Source organism: Virgibacillus oceani (assembly GCF_014638995.1).
Lineage (GTDB): Bacteria > Bacillota > Bacilli > Bacillales > Amphibacillaceae > Virgibacillus_E > Virgibacillus_E oceani.
Map to the genome: position 1 here is coordinate 32365 of NZ_BMFR01000023.1, position 17006 is coordinate 49370.

A 17006-nucleotide genomic window follows, 5' to 3' on the forward strand; every position below is an offset into this window, starting at 1 on the left:
AAATTAAGCCGACTTTTCACAGGTGGGTAGGATAGGTAAAATTTGGCTTGCCTTATAGATTGATTTACCTAAAATGCAGATGCATTTTCAGCCATTTTAATATTTTTATGCGGGTGTAGTTTAGTGGTAAAACCTCAGCCTTCCAAGCTGATGATGTGAGTTCGATTCTCATCACCCGCTCCATATACATATGTCTTAACGCAGTGTTTCGTAACATAAACTTACGAAGCGTTGCGTTTTTATTTTGATTAATTTTTTTCTTTACTTGAATTACAGGGTTTTTAGATAGTATTCTTTAAGATGAAGTCAATTAAAATCGAGGGATTAATATGAAAAAGCTTGCACAGTTATTGAAACAAATAGACGGAAAAGGCTACAAGGCTTATAAAAGCATACAAGGCTATTACACATATAATAAATTTAATTTATATATAGATTACGTTCAAGGGGATCCATTTGCCACTCCATCAAAAATTCGAGTGGTCATACCACGGAAGCATCGCCCAATTAAAAAGGAATGGATGGAGAATTACCATCGAAAAACAGCGACAGAAGATGCCATTGCACGCACTGTTGGAAAAGCAGTCGATGGTGTTAAACGTCAAGTAAAAGGATCGGGTAAAAGTGGCTCAGTTCTTTTCGACAAACCTGATCAGGAAATAATAGAAAGAAGTGCTGTACAAATCGATTCATCAGACATAACGACATGCATATCCATTGGTCTGCCAGCAAATGGAAGAAGAATTAATGGAAGAGAAGCGGAAAAATTATTCATGCAGCTTATTCCATCTATAATAGAAAGGTCTATATTTACTTTCTCTGATCTGGAAATTGATCATGCTGTTCAACTGGCAGATCAGCAAGAGGCAATACTTAATGAAATGCGTAACCATGATTGGATTGCATTTATAGCAAATGGCTCTATATTACCGAGAGAAAGTGGTATAAGTAATCGCCCGATGCCACAGGCGATACCATTTCAAAGCCCAAAAGAAAATGAAGTTGAAATTACCATTCCGCATCGTACGGAGCCACTAAATGGGATGGCGATTAAAAAGGGAATCACACTAATTGCAGGTGGTGGCTACCATGGGAAAAGTACTGTTCTGCAGGCAATTGAACGTGGCGTTTATCGGCATACAAACGGGGATGGGCGTGAGTTTGTATTAACAAATCCGGATGCTGTTAAAATCCGGGCTGAGGATGGAAGAGAAATTACAGGGGTTAATATTTCCCCATTTATTTCTAATTTGCCGCATAAGCAAAACACACAATTCTTCTCAACTGAAAATGCAAGCGGCAGTACATCACAGGCAGCAAATGTAATGGAAGCACTTGAAATAGGTGCAACCACCCTCCTGATCGATGAGGATACAAGTGCAACCAATTTTATGATCCGTGACCACCGCATGCAGCTGCTAGTAAAGAAAGAACAGGAACCGATCACCCCATTTATTGATAAAGTAAAGCAGATGCGGGACAAATTAGGGGTTTCAACGATTCTTGTAATGGGCGGTTCTGGTGATTACTTTTCGGTTGCAGATGACGTCATTATGATGGATGAATATATACCGAAAAATGTAACAAAACAAGCGAACTCCATTATGGAACAGTTTCCGATGGACCGAGATTTAATAGCTGCAGATGACTTTGGTGAGATAACGAATCGCAAGCTTGAGCAGAGCAGCCTGCAAACACAAAAGGGCAAGCGATCGAAAACACAGGCAAAAGGCTTAACAAAAATTATTATGGGAAGAACTGATATTTCGTTCAATCATACTGAACAACTAGTTGACATTTCACAAACGCGAATGATTGCTGAAATCATTCAGTATTTGGATCGGACGAATGGTTTAAAAAATACAGCATCATTAATTCAACTGCTTGAAAAAATTGAAAATCGACTTAATCAATATGGTCTAGCGTCATTCACAGCTTTTCCAAACCAGCATCCTGGAGATATTGCAAGACCGCGGAAATATGAGATTGCAGCTGTATTGAATCGAATGCGAACTTTACGTGTAAGACAAGATTAGTGGAAAAGGAGGCAAACTGTATGAATACGGCACAACTTAAACAAGATATCATCGATTACAGTAAAAAAATTGGCATCGATAAAATCGGATTCGCCTCTTCCGATGTTTTTAGCGAATTAAAAGAACGGTTAAAACGACAGCAGTCACTCAACTATCAATCTGGATTTGAAAAAGGAACAATCGAGGAACGGACGGAACCAGATCGATTATTACCAGAGGCACAATCCATTCTTTCCATTGCTATTGCGTATCCATCACGAATCAAAAATGCGCCAAAAGGCACCAAGGATGAGCGCAGAGGGATTTTCTGCCGGGCATCCTGGGGAACCGATTATCATGTGGTGTTGCGTGAACGCTTGGAAAAGCTTGCACGATTTATTCAGGAAAAAGTTCCAGATGCACAGAACAAAATAATGGTTGATACTGGCGAACTTTCTGATCGTGCAGTTGCTGAACGTGCAGGTATTGGTTTCAGTGGAAAAAACTGCGCTATCATTACCCCAGAGTTTGGATCGTATGTTTACCTTGGCGAGTTAATCACAAATATCCCATTTACACCTGATTCTCCTGTTGAAGATAGCTGCGGGGATTGTCGGAAATGCTTGGACGCCTGCCCTACCGGTGCACTCGTACAAGGGGGACAACTAAATGCGCAGCGTTGCTTGTCATTTTTAACACAAACGAAAGGATTTATGGCAGATGAATTTCGTGTAGAATTAGGCAATCGTGTGTATGGTTGTGATACGTGTCAGCAGGTTTGTCCCAAAAATAAACATATCGACTTTCATTTGCACTCGGAAGTTGAACCTGAGCCGGAAATTGCTAAACCGAAACTAAAGCCAATGCTTAAAATAACCAACCGCGAATTTAAGGAAACGTATGGCCATATTGCTGGCTCATGGCGTGGCAAAAAACCATTACAGCGAAATGCGATACTTGCACTTGCTCATTTTAAAGACCGAACAGCTGTAGAAGATTTGATTGCTATTATGAAAAATGACCCGCGTCCAGTAATTCGCGGTACTGCAGCATGGTCACTTGGAAAAATTGGAAGTGAGGAAGCTGTTAAAGCGATTCAAGAGGCAATGGATAAAGAACTTGATGATCAAGTATTAGTTGAAATGGAAAAGGGGCTAGAATTTCAAAAGCGGCTTCGAACAACGTAAAACTCTTGGGGAAGGGAGTGCAAAATATGAAAGAAGCAATACTGTATTACGATGAAATGGATTCACCTGTTGGGCCATTGCTGCTAATCAGTGATGGGAAGAGAATAGTCAGGATTGATTACGGCAGAATGGATGATTTAAAAGACCAGCTAAATAAATGGTCTGAACGGTATTTTGGCACCCCGGTTTTTAAACATGCTTCGGAAAAGACAGAACACGTAAAAAAGGAACTGCATGCTTATTTCCGAAATAAAAGCCGGGAATTCTCATTCAAATTCGTTTTTCATGGAACACCTTTTCAGAAAAAAGTCTGGCAGGCGTTATATGATACAATTCCATATGGCGAGACTAAATCGTACAAAGACATTGCGGTAACAATCGGTAATCCAAAGGCAGTACGTGCTGTTGGTGGAGCTGTTAATAAAAATCCATTTTCAATAGTGGTTCCATGCCATCGGGTTATTGGAACTAGCGGTAAAATGGTTGGCTATAACGGTGGACTTGATAAGAAAGAATTTTTATTGGCACATGAACAAAACTAAGTTTAATTCTTGAGTGGCATCCAGGTTTACTAAGGGTGAATTCACTGCACTTGCGCTAGTTCCTGCTGCACTCGAGCGAGGGTTCACTGAACTTGAGCGAGAACCCGCTGAACTCGAGCGGGAACGAGCCGAATTCGAGCAAGGCCCCACCGAACTCGATTGGGCCCACACCATACTGAGTAGTGTAAAATCATTGTGGTTTAAAAATCCTATTACATTTAAAAAAATATAAACAGGAAGGTAAATATAGCGTATTTTGTAGATATAACATAATATGGATAATACTGAAAACTAAATGATGAAACTTTTCGGAATGTTCTTTCGCATTATGAACTGAAGGGGGCTTCCAAAAATGAAAAAAGCTATTTATTTTGGATTTGGTATTGCTTCTCTGCTATTCATTTTAGGATATTTTCTAAAAAATGCACATTTATTTGGCTCGATCGCAATGGGAATTGGTCTTATTTTTTTCGCTATTGGCGGTTTGTCAGGTGGAGCATTTATAGATGGAAATCAGCTTCGTGCAAATTTTCATACTGAAACAAAGGAGGATCGGGGCAAAAGGCAAAAAATAATCTTAATTTCGGGGGTAATAGCAATACCGAATTTTGCAGCTGGTGTACTCTTATTTATGGTGTGAAATTATACACAGGAACATTGAGACAAACTTCTCTCCATATATTTTTAGTGGAGGGGATTTTTTATGAATAAATTAACGGATTGGTGGCTGGATTTTTTTCAATCGGAACGTAATGAATCGGAATGGTGGGAAAGAAAAAAAGAGCTTTGCAATGAGCGGGGTATTGAAATTACTCGAATAAAAGGGAATGGACATGTCTATCAAGAACTGCGATATGACAATATATCCACATATCAATATTTACTCCATTTATCGCTGCTAATGAAACAGAAGGATCAATTTTATGTGGAAGAGCAAGTCATTCCAATACAATTTAGATTGGAAAATGGAAAGATTACGGATCATATCGAGGTTAAACTGCCAGATATAGCGGATAAGAAAGGTGTATTTACTCCGAATGAGCCCCGAAACAAAGATGAATCGCGGTTTAGCTACGACCGTTTGGCGGCAGTGAAATACGCTGAACGCTGGTGGAATAGCTACAATCCAGCATTCCGAAAATTCGAAGTGGATTGTACCAATTATATTTCCCAGTGTCTTTATGCAGGAGGAGCGCCAATGAGGGGGGCACCAAACAGGGGTAATGGCTGGTGGTATCAAGGTGATAATTGGAGTTACAGCTGGGCAGTAGCACATTCGCTTAGGTGGTATTTAAGTGGATCTACTCAAGGCTTAAAGGGAAAAGAAATGCAAGAAGCAAGCGATCTTATTCCTGGTGACGTAATTTGTTATGATTTTGAAGGGGATGGCAGATGGAATCATAATACAATCGTAGTTGCTAAAGACGCATATGGAATGCCACTTGTAAATGCCCATACGTATAATAGCAGAAATCGTTATTGGTCGTATGAAGATTCAACAGCATACACACCAAATATACAGTATAAGTTTTTTCGAATTGGCGAGTAGTGGTATAATTATCTTCGTATTAATATAGTAAGGAGAATGAATTGTGAGTTTACATGTTGTTTTATTTCAACCAGAAATCCCAGCAAACACAGGGAATATTGCACGAACCTGTTTAGCGACAGATACTACACTTCATTTAATTCACCCGCTTGGATTCTCAACCGATGACAAAATGGTTCGCCGAGCAGGGCTTGATTATTGGAAGCATGTAGATATTCGTGAGTATGAATCAATTGATGAATTATATAATACTTATCCAAACGGAAATTATTATTACATTGAAAATTTCGGTACAAAGTATTATACAGATTATGATTATAGCAACAATGAAGAAGATTTATTCTTTGTTTTTGGCAGGGAGACTGATGGAATCCCAAAGGAGCTATTGGTCGGAAAAGAGGATAAATGTTTACGAATTCATATGAATGATAAGGTTAGATCATTAAACTTGTCAAATACGGCTGCAATTCTAATTTATGAGGTGTTACGACAACAATCGTTTCCAAACTTAACATAAAAAAGCTGACGTACGTTAGTCAGCTTTTTTCAATGTTATTGTTTTGTTGGTTTTCCTGGTTTTGCTTCATAGCCTGAAGTGAACATAGATACGATAAATACAACAACTACTCCCATTAATAATGCTAATCCCACGTGTGTTGCCTCCTTATAATTACTATATGTAAAAAGTTCTTTTCTATTATTATGTCCTCATTATACCGAAAAAAATTCCGATTGTGAACTGTTAGAATGTAAATTAGCCAAAATGTCATAAAATCGGCTTGTTATATCCGTAGTCTGTATACTGCGACGTAATGAAACGCTTACATTTTTTTGACTTTTCACACTTGGACTTTTTCAACGCAAAAGACTATACACAATATTGTTTATACACATAAAATAGGGTATATTAGTTGATGAAGTCATTCGACAGTTCTATAATGGATACTGGACTTTAAAATAACCGTTACATAACGGAGAAAGTTAACTTCTAATGGGGGTATAAGACGTGGCACAAAATGAAGAATCGAACGTTAGATTCTGGAGTAAATTTCATGGTCCCAATATGGGGTATATTGAAGAACAATATGATTTGTACAAAGTGGACCCAGAAGCTATAGATTCATCTTTAAAAAATATTTTTGACGAGCATGGAGCCCCAAACTGGATGTACCAAACAAACGGTGCAGTGCAACCACAATCAAGTACAACTTCAATAAACGATGTTAAAAAGCTAACCTCAGCGATGAAACTTGTTGAGGCTATTCGTCGTTATGGACACTTGGAAGCCGACATTTATCCAGTTGGGCGTAATAAAAATCGTAAGTCGGAATTAGTAAATCCTAATTCATACGGACTAACCGACGAGGATTTGAAGAACATTCCTGCATCATGGTTATGGGAGGAAGCCCCGAGTGGTGTTGATAATGGATATGATGTTATTCAGCAATTGAAAAAGTATTATTCTGGAACAATTACGTTTGAATATGATCATGTTAATAATGATGACGAGCGTAAATGGCTGCTGGAGCGAATTGAATCTGGAAAGCTTTACTTATCATTTTCAAATGAAGAAAAGAAGCAACTATTGGAACGTCTTGCCCATGTAGAAGGTTTTGAAGGATTTTTACAAAAAACATTTGTCGGGCAAAAGCGTTTTTCTATCGAAGGCCTTGAAGCCATGGTCCCAATGCTTGATCAAATCGTAAAGCATGCGACAAATGATAAAATTGAAAATATTATGATGGGGATGGCCCACCGTGGTCGCCTAAGCGTGCTGGCACACGTTCTAGGAAAACCATTTGATAAAATATTCTCGGAATTTCACCATTCGCCAGATAAGGAATTAATTCCTTCAGAAGGTTCTACAGGAATTAATTACGGCTGGACTGGTGATGTTAAATACCACTTTGGTGCAACAAAAGATGTTAAAGAAGGCGATGACGTATCAACACGCATCACACTTGCACACAATCCATCACATTTGGAATTTGTAAACCCGGTTGTAGAAGGATTTACACGTGCTGCACAGGATGACCGTTCGGAAAAAGGTTACCCTAAACAGGATGTAAACAAGGCTTTTGGTGTGTTAATTCATGGTGATGCAGCATTTATTGGGGAAGGTGTTGTCGCTGAAACATTAAACTTGAGCGGCCTGCCAGGATTTAATACGGGTGGAACGCTTCATATTATAGCAAACAACCTTGTTGGTTATACAACGAATCAACAAGATGGAAGATCAACCCGTTATGCCAGTGATTTAGCAAAAGGATTCGAAATCCCGATTGTTCACGTGAATGCGGATGATCCATTGGCTTGTGTATCCGCTATTAAATTAGCTTATGAATACCGGAAATCATTCCATAAAGATTTTCTCATAGATTTAGTTGGATATCGTCGTTACGGCCATAATGAAATGGATGAGCCAAGAACAACACAGCCCCAGCTATATCAAGATATTGACAATCACCCTACTGCAGCAAATGTGTTTGCAGAAGTATTGAAAGAAAATGGTGTAATCAAAAGCTCGGATTTCGATAAGATCAAAGAGCAAGTAGAAGAAACCCTGCGCGGAATTTACGATAGTATGAAAGAAAATCAATGTGGTGAGGCAGAGGCAAAAGGAATGCCTAAAGCATTAACAAATAGCATTGATAAGTTTGATACAGCCGTACCATTAGATCAATTGAAAGCACTAAATAAAGGATTAACAAAACGTCCAGATGGATTTAATGGATTTAAAAAACTGGAAAAAATCCTGAAACGCCGTGAAAATGTTCTAGAAGAAGGAAATAAGGCGGATTGGGGTGCTGGTGAGGCACTAACCTATGCATCTATATTACAGGATGGCATTCCAATTCGGTTGACTGGACAGGATTCTGAACGAGGAACATTTGCACATCGCCATGTTGTATTACATGATGTAAAAACAGATGACTCCTATTGTCTAATGCATGGTTTAGATGAAGCTAAAGCATCGTTTGATGTTCGGAACAGTCCGCTTTCAGAAGCGGGAGTATTGGGTTATGAATATGGGTATAGTGTACAATCACCAAATACATTAGTAATTTGGGAAGCACAATTTGGTGACTTTGCAAATGCTGCTCAGGTTATATTTGACCAGTTTATTGCCGCCGCTCGTGCGAAATGGGGCGAGAAATCGAATATGGTAATGCTTCTTCCGCATGGCTATGAAGGTCAAGGACCAGAGCACTCAAGTGCACGTTTGGAACGATATTTACAATTGGCAGCAGAAAATAACTGGATTGTTGCAAATGTAACTTCATCGGCTCAATTTTTCCATTTGATCCGTAGACAAGCAGCAATGCGTGGCCGCGAGGAAGCTAGACCGCTTGTATTGATGACACCAAAGAGTTTATTGCGAAATCAACGCGTTGCCTCAGCAGCGGAAGAATTTACGGAAGGAAAGTTTCAAGCATTACGTTCACAGCCTAACCTGAAAATTAGCAAGAAAAATGCAAAACGATTGTTAATTGGAAGTGGTAAGGTAATGGTAGATATTGAAGAGGCAATCGATAAATCCGAAGAAAAGCTGGATTGGTTAAGGGTATTGCGTCTTGAACAAATTTATCCATTCCCTAAAGAGGAATTGGCTAAAGTGATGAAAGAACTTCCTAACTTAGAGGAAATTGTTTGGGTTCAGGAAGAGCCAAGAAACATGGGTGCTTGGAATTTTGTTGATGATTACTTAAACGAATTATTAAAAGAAGGTCAAACACTCAGATATATTGGTCGGCCAGATCGTTCCTCCCCTGCAGTTGGAGAGCCGAATGTTCATAAGACAGAACAAAATCAAATTATACGCGGAGCAATAAATCAGTCAAAAGGAGGAGATTCCAGTGAAAGAAATTAAAATTCCAGAATTAGCAGAGTCCATCACAGAAGGTACAATTGCTGAATGGCTTGTGAAAAAAGGTGACAAGATTGAAAAAGGTGACCCAGTAGTTGAACTTGAAACGGATAAGGTAAATGTTGAAGTTAATACTGACTATGCTGGTGTTATTGTGGAAGTTGTTGCACAAGAAGGCGATGATGTTGAAGTTGGTGATGTTATTGCTAAGGTAGATGAGAACGGGGAATCTGGCGGAGATGTATCTGATGCTCCAAAAGCAGAAGAAAAAGAAGCGCCTAAAGAAGAAAAACAAGAAGACCCTAAGAAAGCAGAAAAACTAGAAGAGACAAAAGAAGATAACAAACAGGATATTATTGCATCGCCTGCAGCTAGAAAGCGTGCCCGTGAATTAAATATCGATTTAAGTGCGGTTAGTCCACGTGATCCTTTAGGTCGAATTCGTCCAGAAGATGTGGAAGCAGCTGCTAAGGGTGGAAATGATAAAAAAGCTGAAAAACCTGCTAAGAAGGACGAAACTAAAAAAGCAGAGAAAACCGAGTTTGATAAACCGGTTGAACGTGTGAAAATGACACGTCGCCGTCAAACTATTGCCAATCGCCTAGTTGAAGTACAGCATGAAGCAGCAATGCTAACAACATTTAATGAAGTGGATATGACGGCAGTAATGAAACTTCGCAGTCAGCGCAAAGAAAACTTTATTAAAAAACATGATGTGAAACTCGGCTTTATGTCGTTCTTTACAAAAGCTGTAGTGGGTGCTTTAAAAGAATTCCCATTGCTTAATGCAGAAATTCAAGATAACGAACTAGTATTGAAAAAATTCTATGATATCGGTATTGCAGTTTCAACTGATGATGGATTAGTAGTTCCAGTAGTTCGAGACGCAGACCGTTTAGATTTCGCAGGTATTGAACGTGAAATTGGAAACCTGGGTGTAAAGGCAAAAAATAAACAACTAACCATGCAAGATTTGCAAGGTGGTACGTTCACAATTACAAATGGCGGAACATTTGGTTCTATGATGTCTACACCAATTTTAAATGCTCCACAAGTAGGTATTCTAGGCATGCACAACATTCAAAAACGTGCAATGGTAATGCCAGACGATTCAATCGAAGTCCGCCCAATGATGTACCTGGCATTGTCGTATGATCATCGTATTGTTGATGGAAAAGAGGCAGTGCAGTTCTTAGTACGCATTAAACAATTACTTGAAGATCCGTATGATTTATTACTAGAGGGATAATAAATAGAAACTTAATGAAACCTCGCTTTGATGAAATACTATCATTGCGGGGTTTTTTGTTTGATAATTTATTTACTGGAGAAATTTAGTCATTTAGATGTTCACTTAAGGTACTGCGCTGGACAATGAGTACTTAGGGAACGATACATCACACGAAGAAAAGGGTGTAGTATTTCAAGGAGCCACCGCCTATAAGCCTGGCAAAATCACTTAAAGTGCAGATTTATTTATTGCAAAAACACCTAAAAACGAATAATATAGTAAATGTTGATTTTAAGATTCGGAAAGCAAGGTGTAATATATGAATAAATTTTTCGGTTTAAAACAAAATAACACGAATATCCGAACAGAGTTACTAGCCGGGACTACTACATTTTTAACGATGGTATATATTATCATCGTAAATCCTGTCATACTCCATTCGGCAGGTGTTCCGTTTGATCAGGTGTTTATGGCTACTGTTATCTCTGCAGTTGTCGGAACACTTTACATGGCGTTTTTTGCTAATTATCCAATTGCGATTGCTCCTGGAATGGGGATGAATGCGTATTTCGCCAGTGTTGTTGCAACACAAGGTTTATCCTATCAAGTTATTTTTGGGACAGTATTTATAGCGGGTATTGCTTTTATTTTATTGAGTCTCACTACTTTGCGAGAAACATTAATAGAGGCAATTCCAGCTTCATTAAAATTTGGAATTACCTCTGGAATAGGACTGTTTATTGCATTTTTAGGATTAAAGATGTCTGGAATTGTTGTGCCAAATGAAGCAAACATGGTCGGGTTTGGCGATTTGCATGCACCAGTAACGGTTTTAACATTAGCCGGATTATTCATTACATTAATATTAATGACTTGGAATGTAAAAGGTGCATTATTTCTAGGCATGATTATAACAGGGATGATTGGCTTTTTCACTGGTCAATTACAGTTTGATGGTGTTATGTCAGCACCTCCGGCTCCAATTTTCTTTGATATCGATGTAGCTGGAGTATTCAGTAATGGACTTTACACGGTTGTATTCGCATTTTTACTTGTTACAATTTTTGATACGACAGGAACATTAATTGGCGTTTCGGAACAGGCTGGATTTATGAAAAATGGGAAGCTGCCTCGTGCTAAATCAGCTCTAATGGCAGATGCAGCCGCAACTACTGTTGGATCTATGTTTGGGACAAGTCCTTCAACCGCATATATCGAATCAACATCCGGTGTAGCTGCAGGGGGAAGAACGGGGCTAACCTCAGTGGTTGTAGCAGTATTGTTCGGTCTATCCATCTTCTTTACACCAATTATCGGTGCTATTTCAAATTTATCAGCAATTACTGCACCTGTTCTTATCATTGTTGGCTGTTTTATGATGGAAGGGCTGGCAAGGATTGATTGGAAAACATTTGATGAAGCATTTCCAGCATTTGCAATCATTTTGACAATGCCATTGACATCCAGTATTGCAACAGGTATTTCAATCGGTTTTATTACGTATCCACTGCTTAAATTGGTCAGTGGCAAGGGGAAAGATGTACACTGGATTTTATATTTATTTGGAGTGATTTTTGTTTTGCAGATGATATTTTTTCCAGCACATTAAAGAGTTATAAAAGTTGAAAGATCACGGTTATCCATACCGTGGTCTTTTTCAATTGCATAGGAACATTTGACGAGAATCAGGTGGTCGTAAAGCTTGATGTTCTGCTTGAGTCTTTATGTTAAAACGATACGTAATAGGGAACATTAAATGCAGCGAGGAAAAATTTCCACTTGCAAGACGTCAGACAACCTGGTACAATCACTTGTGGAATCGATAATATTGTAAGCATTTACAATGGGAAATGAAAATTAAAGGGAGGCTTCATCCGTGGATATTCTTCTAGGAATTGTTGCAATCATTGTTGTCCTCGGGCTGGCATTTTTAATGTCTAATGATAAAAAGAATATAAATTATAAAGGCATTATCGTTATGTTAGTTGGACAGTTTTTAGTAACTTGGTTCATGTTTAGTACAGAAATAGGAAAAGATATTATTAATGGTATTTCCGCTGGTTTTAACAAGTTAATTGAGTTTGGTTCAGAAGGTATAAATTTCATTGTTGGCGGGATAGCAGTTAAAGAAGGTGGAAGTGTATTCTTCTTTGATGTGTTACTTTTAATAATCTTTTTCTCAACAATCCTGTCCGTGTTGACATATTTAAAAATTTTGCCAATAATTATAAAGTATTTTGGCGGATTTTTATCAAAAATAACAGGATTACCAAAGGTCGAATCATTTAATGCGGTAAACAGTATCTTTTTTGGACAATCAGAGGCACTGCTTGCAATTAAAACACAGTTTCATCATTTAGATAAAAATCGTTTATATATCGTTAGTGCGTCTGCAATGGGATCAGTTTCAGCATCAATTGTTGGTGCATATATTCAGATACTGCCGCCTGAATATGTATTAGTTGCCCTACCATTAAACATGTTTAGTGCATTAATGATTGCGTCTGTTATCGCACCAGTACGTGTTCCAAAAGAGGAAGATCATGTTGACATAAAAGACGTTTCCCAGGATAAAAGTATTTTTGAAGCGATGGGAAATGGGGCACTTGATGGTGGTAAAATAGCACTAATCGTTGCTGCTATGCTGGTTGCATTTATCGCATCTCTAAATCTGGTTAATTGGCTAATCCAGTTTGTTTTTGCAGGTGTTACATTGCAAGAAATCCTAGGTTATATTCTATCTCCAATTGGTATATTAATGGGGATTTCACCTGGAGAAGTAATAAAAGCTGGTGGAATCATGGGTACGAAAATTGTTACAAACGAATTTGTTGCAATGCTTGAGTTCCAAAAAATTCTTGGCGGTATGTCAGAGAAGACAATCGGAATCGTATCTGTTTTCTTAACAAGCTTTGCTAACTTCTCATCAATTGGGATTATCGCTGGATCTGTACAAGCTATTGATAGTAAAAAAGCAGTTGCTGTATCAAAATTTGGTATGAAGCTTCTTATCGGTGCAACCTTAGCATCTATTTTGTCTGCGACCGTTGCAGGAATATTTTTATAAGAAATGGAAGAACCGCCATGTTGGGCGGTTCTTTTGTTGTAGGGCATTATAGATTAGGCAAGAGAGCAGAAACATCGGCAGGAGAGCAGGAAGAGCTTGAAAATCTGCCCTTTCCCACCAAATTATGCTATCATGAAGAAAATGAGGTGTGATCATGTGTTAACCAAGAGGTGCAGTAATTGTGATAATAAATTTTCGTTTACTTTCCTGATGAAGCAGGGTAATTTTAATCATGTTACTTGTCCGCATTGTTCAGCCAATTTACGCCCCACGGGATTTTCTAAAGTACTCTTCACAGTAATATGCATTGTTCCATTAATAGCTTTGCGAAATACATTTACGCTCAATTGGGTAATGATGATTATTTGGGTACTCTTGTGTATCTTTGTATTACAGCCATTTGTTTACAGATACGAGTTAACTAAAAAGCAAATTAAAACTCACTAGTGCTGCTAGTGAGTTTTTACTGCTTTATCAATTCGCATATATTTTTTCTGTATATACAATAGCCGTAACAACAATGCTATTGCACCACAGCTTAAGCCAACAATGATTCCTACCCAATAGCCAAATGGTTCCAATGCAGTATAATTAGCTAGCAGCCATCCGGTAGGCAATCCAATAATCCAATAGGAAACCAGCGCCATAATTAATGTTATATTTACATCCTTATAGCCACGTAATGCTCCTTGTATTGGTGCACCGAATGCATCTGCCAATTGGAAGAAAATTGCATAATATATAAAATGCTTTGTAAGCTCAATTACTTCAGGGTTTGAGTTATACAGCGCTGCAACCGTGTCATTGAATACATATAAAACGAGGCCGGCAAATGCTGCGATAAACAATCCTCCGCTTATTCCAATGTATCCATACGTTCTGGCATCCGCAAATCGTTTTCCGCCGATTTCAAAGCCAATAGCAATCGTTAACGCCATCCCTACACTTAGTGGAATCATGTACAATAGGGAAGCGAAATTGATTGCTGCTTGATGGGCCGCAATCGTATATGTGCTGTATACACTCATCAGTAATGTTACTGCAGAAAATATACTTGTTTCAAAGAATATCGCAAAGCCAATCGGAATTCCAATTTTCAATTGTTCCAACCATGCTTTTAATGATGGTTTGACCCAATTTGAAAAAACACGATATCCGCTAAATGGGCGTATCTTGTAAATAACGGCTAAAGCAATTCCGCAAACTAACCAATACGTAATCGCTGTTGCAATACCTGATCCAACTCCCCCAAAAGCCGGTACACCAAATTTTCCAAAGATGAAAATGTAGTTAAATAATATATTTAGTGGTAAGGAAGTTAAAATGATAAGCATTGATATACGTGTTTGACCAAGCGCATCAATAAAGCATCTTAGAGTATTAAAAATGAATAATGGTACAATTCCAGTTACCAGCCATATAAGATAAAATTTTGCGGTGTGTCTTACTTCCGTTTCCAAGTCCATTGCCTGTAAAATAGGGTTAAGCAAAATCGCCCCTACCGCTGTGACAAACAATGCAAGTGCGATTGCTAGATAGATTCCCTGCTGCACCTTTTTTGGTATTTCTTCATCTGACTTTGCACCAATTAATTGCGCAACAATAGGGGTTATGGCGAGCAGTATACCGTTAATTCCTGTGAAAATCGGAACCCAAAGACTTGAACCTATCGCGACACCGGCAAGATCCTGTGCACCCGCTTGTCCAGACATAACCGTGTCAAAAAAGTTCATTAAATACATACTAATTTGGGTAATAAGAATAGGAATTAAAATGATAGAAAATAGCTTTAGTTTTTCTTTTAATGTCGTTGTTTCATACATAATACTCTTCCTTTTTTTATGTTTTTCTAATAGGATAGAGAAGATAATTCATTCTAAAGGGTTATAAAAGCAATTATACCGTTTTATACGGTATTAAGATAGAAAGGAATTTTATTTAATGAAAAAGAAACGTATTCTTTTTACTGGTGGTGGAACTGCTGGTCATGTGATTGTGAATTTGGCTTTAATTCCAGTATTTCAAAATGAAGGATGGGAAATCGATTATATTGGTTCAGAAAATGGTATCGAACGTAAATTAATTGAGCAATTAGAAAATGTAACCTATTACCCTATCTCAACAGGTAAACTCCGCCGTTACATCTCAAAGGAAAATATAAAAGACCCGTTTAAAGTAGTAAAGGGAACGATGCAGGCATGGCGTATAATTGGTAAGCGCAAGCCTTCCATTATATTCTCAAAGGGCGGTTTTGTTTCTGTACCTGTTATAATGGCAGCTAAAATGCGCAGCGTTCCGGCAATAATTCATGAATCAGATTATACACCCGGTCTTGCAAACAAGCTGGCAATTCCGTTAGCAAGAAAAGTATTAGCAACCTTTCCAGAAACGATGCAATATTTACCGGAAGAAAAAGCTGAATATGTTGGTGCTGTCATTCGTGAAGAGTTGTTCCAAGGTGATCGTGACAAGGGTCTTGCGCTTTGTGGCTTTAACCATGTAAAGCCTGTGCTGCTCATTATGGGTGGAAGTGGAGGCTCTGAAAAAATTAATGAAACTGTTCGCTCAAGCCTGGACGAACTATTGACAGTTTTTCAAGTTGTCCACATTTGTGGAAATGGGAAAGTAGACGATACGATTAATCGGGTAGGATATACACAATTTGAATATGTAAATGAAGCGTTAAAAGATATTTTAGCTGCAACTGACTTAGTGTTGTCTCGTGCCGGATCCAATGCTATATTTGAATTTTTGGCATTACAGAAACCGATGCTGCTGATTCCATTGTCTAAAGAGGCAAGCAGGGGTGACCAGATTATTAACGCAGAATCGTTTGCGGAAAAACAGTATGCAAGTGTTTTAGAAGAGGAAGCTTTGACGCGAGATAGCTTAGTAAAAGAAGTGTTCAAGCTTAAGGAACGTGCACCAATTATGAGAGATCATATGAAAAAGTATCAAAGTGAAAAAGCAAAAGAGCGTGTGATTGAAATCATAAAAGAAACGGGTAAATAGACATTATGGGATAAAGCAGCACCATTAAAAAAGGGACTGGGACATAACTAAAACGTTGGCTCAAAAGAAGAACAATTACAGAATAAAATGGGTAGAACGTTACGTTTTCCACGGCAGGATCTTAATATGTAGTTGACGTAAACTGCGACGTAATATTCTCGGGTCGCCGTCCGGGATCGCTGCGGGCGGATGCGCACCTTAGGGCACGGCCTCAGCCTCCTCGAGAAAACCACTCTTTGGTGTCTTCGGACTCGTGCTTTTCTGAGCAGGAGTCACCGCCCGCAGCGATGCCGGACTAGTGAAGTGGAATTAATATTATCGGTACATGCATAGATTGTAATTATTAAATATAAAGTATCTATAATATCTTTAAGAAATCATGATTACGTTATAAATACACTTACTAGCAGCCCGTATACACGGAGACTCCTGTGGGAGATGAGGCATCGGTGAGACCCCGGAGCGCGTTGCACTGGCCCCCAATTGTTGGACACTCAACTGACAAATGGGGGTGCTTTGATGAACAAATTTACAT

13 protein-coding genes and 1 tRNA gene are annotated in these 17006 nt (G+C 38.5%); 13 read left to right on the forward strand and 1 reads right to left on the reverse strand.

What is annotated here, in order from left to right:
- The first annotated feature begins 109 nt into the window (after positions 1 to 109).
- The 12 genes from IEV74_RS17755 (at position 110) to IEV74_RS17805 (ending at position 13459) form a co-directional block, all read left to right on the forward strand.
- Positions 110 to 183: transfer RNA gene (locus IEV74_RS17755), tRNA-Gly, on the forward strand.
- Between the two features lie 146 nt (positions 184 to 329).
- A complete protein-coding gene (locus IEV74_RS17760) occupies positions 330 to 2036 on the forward strand; it encodes an ABC-ATPase domain-containing protein (protein ID WP_188456712.1) in 1707 nt (568 codons plus the stop codon).
- A gap of 20 nt (positions 2037 to 2056) precedes the next feature.
- Complete coding sequence (gene queG / locus IEV74_RS17765; protein WP_188456713.1) at positions 2057 to 3202, forward strand: tRNA epoxyqueuosine(34) reductase QueG; 1146 nt, start codon at positions 2057 to 2059, stop codon at positions 3200 to 3202.
- Between the two features lie 26 nt (positions 3203 to 3228).
- Positions 3229 to 3744: a methylated-DNA--[protein]-cysteine S-methyltransferase gene (locus IEV74_RS17770; protein ID WP_188456714.1), complete on the forward strand. Its 516-nt coding sequence runs from the start codon at positions 3229 to 3231 to the stop codon at positions 3742 to 3744.
- Positions 3745 to 3757: 13 nt separating this feature from the next.
- Positions 3758 to 3976, forward strand: a complete 219-nt coding sequence (locus IEV74_RS19805) for a hypothetical protein (RefSeq protein ID WP_229683245.1) — start codon at positions 3758 to 3760, stop codon at positions 3974 to 3976.
- 120 nt (positions 3977 to 4096) lie between these two features.
- On the forward strand, positions 4097 to 4384 hold the full coding sequence (locus tag IEV74_RS17775; RefSeq protein WP_188456715.1) for a DUF5316 domain-containing protein: 288 nt from the start codon (positions 4097 to 4099) through the stop codon (positions 4382 to 4384).
- A 63-nt stretch (positions 4385 to 4447) separates the two neighbouring features.
- Positions 4448 to 5293 (forward strand): amidase domain-containing protein, encoded by an 846-nt coding sequence (locus IEV74_RS17780; protein WP_188456716.1) that lies wholly within the window; start codon positions 4448 to 4450, stop codon positions 5291 to 5293.
- A gap of 43 nt (positions 5294 to 5336) precedes the next feature.
- Positions 5337 to 5810, forward strand: coding sequence for a tRNA (uridine(34)/cytosine(34)/5-carboxymethylaminomethyluridine(34)-2'-O)-methyltransferase TrmL (gene trmL / locus IEV74_RS17785; protein WP_188456717.1), 474 nt, complete (start codon positions 5337 to 5339; stop codon positions 5808 to 5810).
- A gap of 489 nt (positions 5811 to 6299) precedes the next feature.
- Positions 6300 to 9164 (forward strand): 2-oxoglutarate dehydrogenase E1 component, encoded by a 2865-nt coding sequence (locus tag IEV74_RS17790; protein WP_188456718.1) that lies wholly within the window; start codon positions 6300 to 6302, stop codon positions 9162 to 9164.
- Positions 9151 to 10410, forward strand: coding sequence for a 2-oxoglutarate dehydrogenase complex dihydrolipoyllysine-residue succinyltransferase (gene odhB, locus IEV74_RS17795; RefSeq protein ID WP_188456719.1), 1260 nt, complete (start codon positions 9151 to 9153; stop codon positions 10408 to 10410). Before IEV74_RS17790 ends, odhB begins: the two co-directional genes overlap by 14 nt.
- Before the next feature lie 301 nt (positions 10411 to 10711).
- Positions 10712 to 12001, forward strand: coding sequence for an NCS2 family permease (locus IEV74_RS17800; RefSeq protein ID WP_188456720.1), 1290 nt, complete (start codon positions 10712 to 10714; stop codon positions 11999 to 12001).
- Positions 12002 to 12268: 267 nt separating this feature from the next.
- Positions 12269 to 13459 carry a NupC/NupG family nucleoside CNT transporter gene (locus IEV74_RS17805; protein ID WP_188456721.1) on the forward strand — a complete coding sequence of 397 codons (1191 nt, stop codon included), beginning with the start codon at positions 12269 to 12271 and terminating at the stop codon, positions 13457 to 13459.
- A 452-nt stretch (positions 13460 to 13911) separates the two neighbouring features.
- Here the strand turns inward: IEV74_RS17805 and IEV74_RS17810 are convergent, their stop codons facing one another.
- Positions 13912 to 15282, reverse strand: a complete 1371-nt coding sequence (locus IEV74_RS17810; RefSeq protein WP_188456722.1) for an MATE family efflux transporter — start codon at positions 15280 to 15282, stop codon at positions 13912 to 13914.
- Between the two features lie 118 nt (positions 15283 to 15400).
- Between IEV74_RS17810 and murG the strand changes: the two genes are divergently transcribed.
- Positions 15401 to 16471: an undecaprenyldiphospho-muramoylpentapeptide beta-N-acetylglucosaminyltransferase gene (gene murG, locus IEV74_RS17815; RefSeq protein ID WP_188456723.1), complete on the forward strand. Its 1071-nt coding sequence runs from the start codon at positions 15401 to 15403 to the stop codon at positions 16469 to 16471.
- Positions 16472 to 17006: the final 535 nt, after the last annotated feature.

What these genes read in the sequence shown, in the direction of transcription:
- queG (WP_188456713.1), top strand. Translation starts at nt 2,057, where the DNA reads ATGAATACGGCACAACTTAAACAAGATATCATCGATTACAGTAAAAAA.
- IEV74_RS17810 (WP_188456722.1), bottom strand. Translation starts at nt 15,282, where the DNA reads ATGTATGAAACAACGACATTAAAAGAAAAACTAAAGCTATTTTCTATC.
- IEV74_RS17800 (WP_188456720.1), top strand. Translation starts at nt 10,712, where the DNA reads ATGAATAAATTTTTCGGTTTAAAACAAAATAACACGAATATCCGAACA.
- IEV74_RS17760 (WP_188456712.1), top strand. Translation starts at nt 330, where the DNA reads ATGAAAAAGCTTGCACAGTTATTGAAACAAATAGACGGAAAAGGCTAC.
- murG (WP_188456723.1), top strand. Translation starts at nt 15,401, where the DNA reads ATGAAAAAGAAACGTATTCTTTTTACTGGTGGTGGAACTGCTGGTCAT.
- IEV74_RS17775 (WP_188456715.1), top strand. Translation starts at nt 4,097, where the DNA reads ATGAAAAAAGCTATTTATTTTGGATTTGGTATTGCTTCTCTGCTATTC.
- IEV74_RS17770 (WP_188456714.1), top strand. Translation starts at nt 3,229, where the DNA reads ATGAAAGAAGCAATACTGTATTACGATGAAATGGATTCACCTGTTGGG.
- IEV74_RS17780 (WP_188456716.1), top strand. Translation starts at nt 4,448, where the DNA reads ATGAATAAATTAACGGATTGGTGGCTGGATTTTTTTCAATCGGAACGT.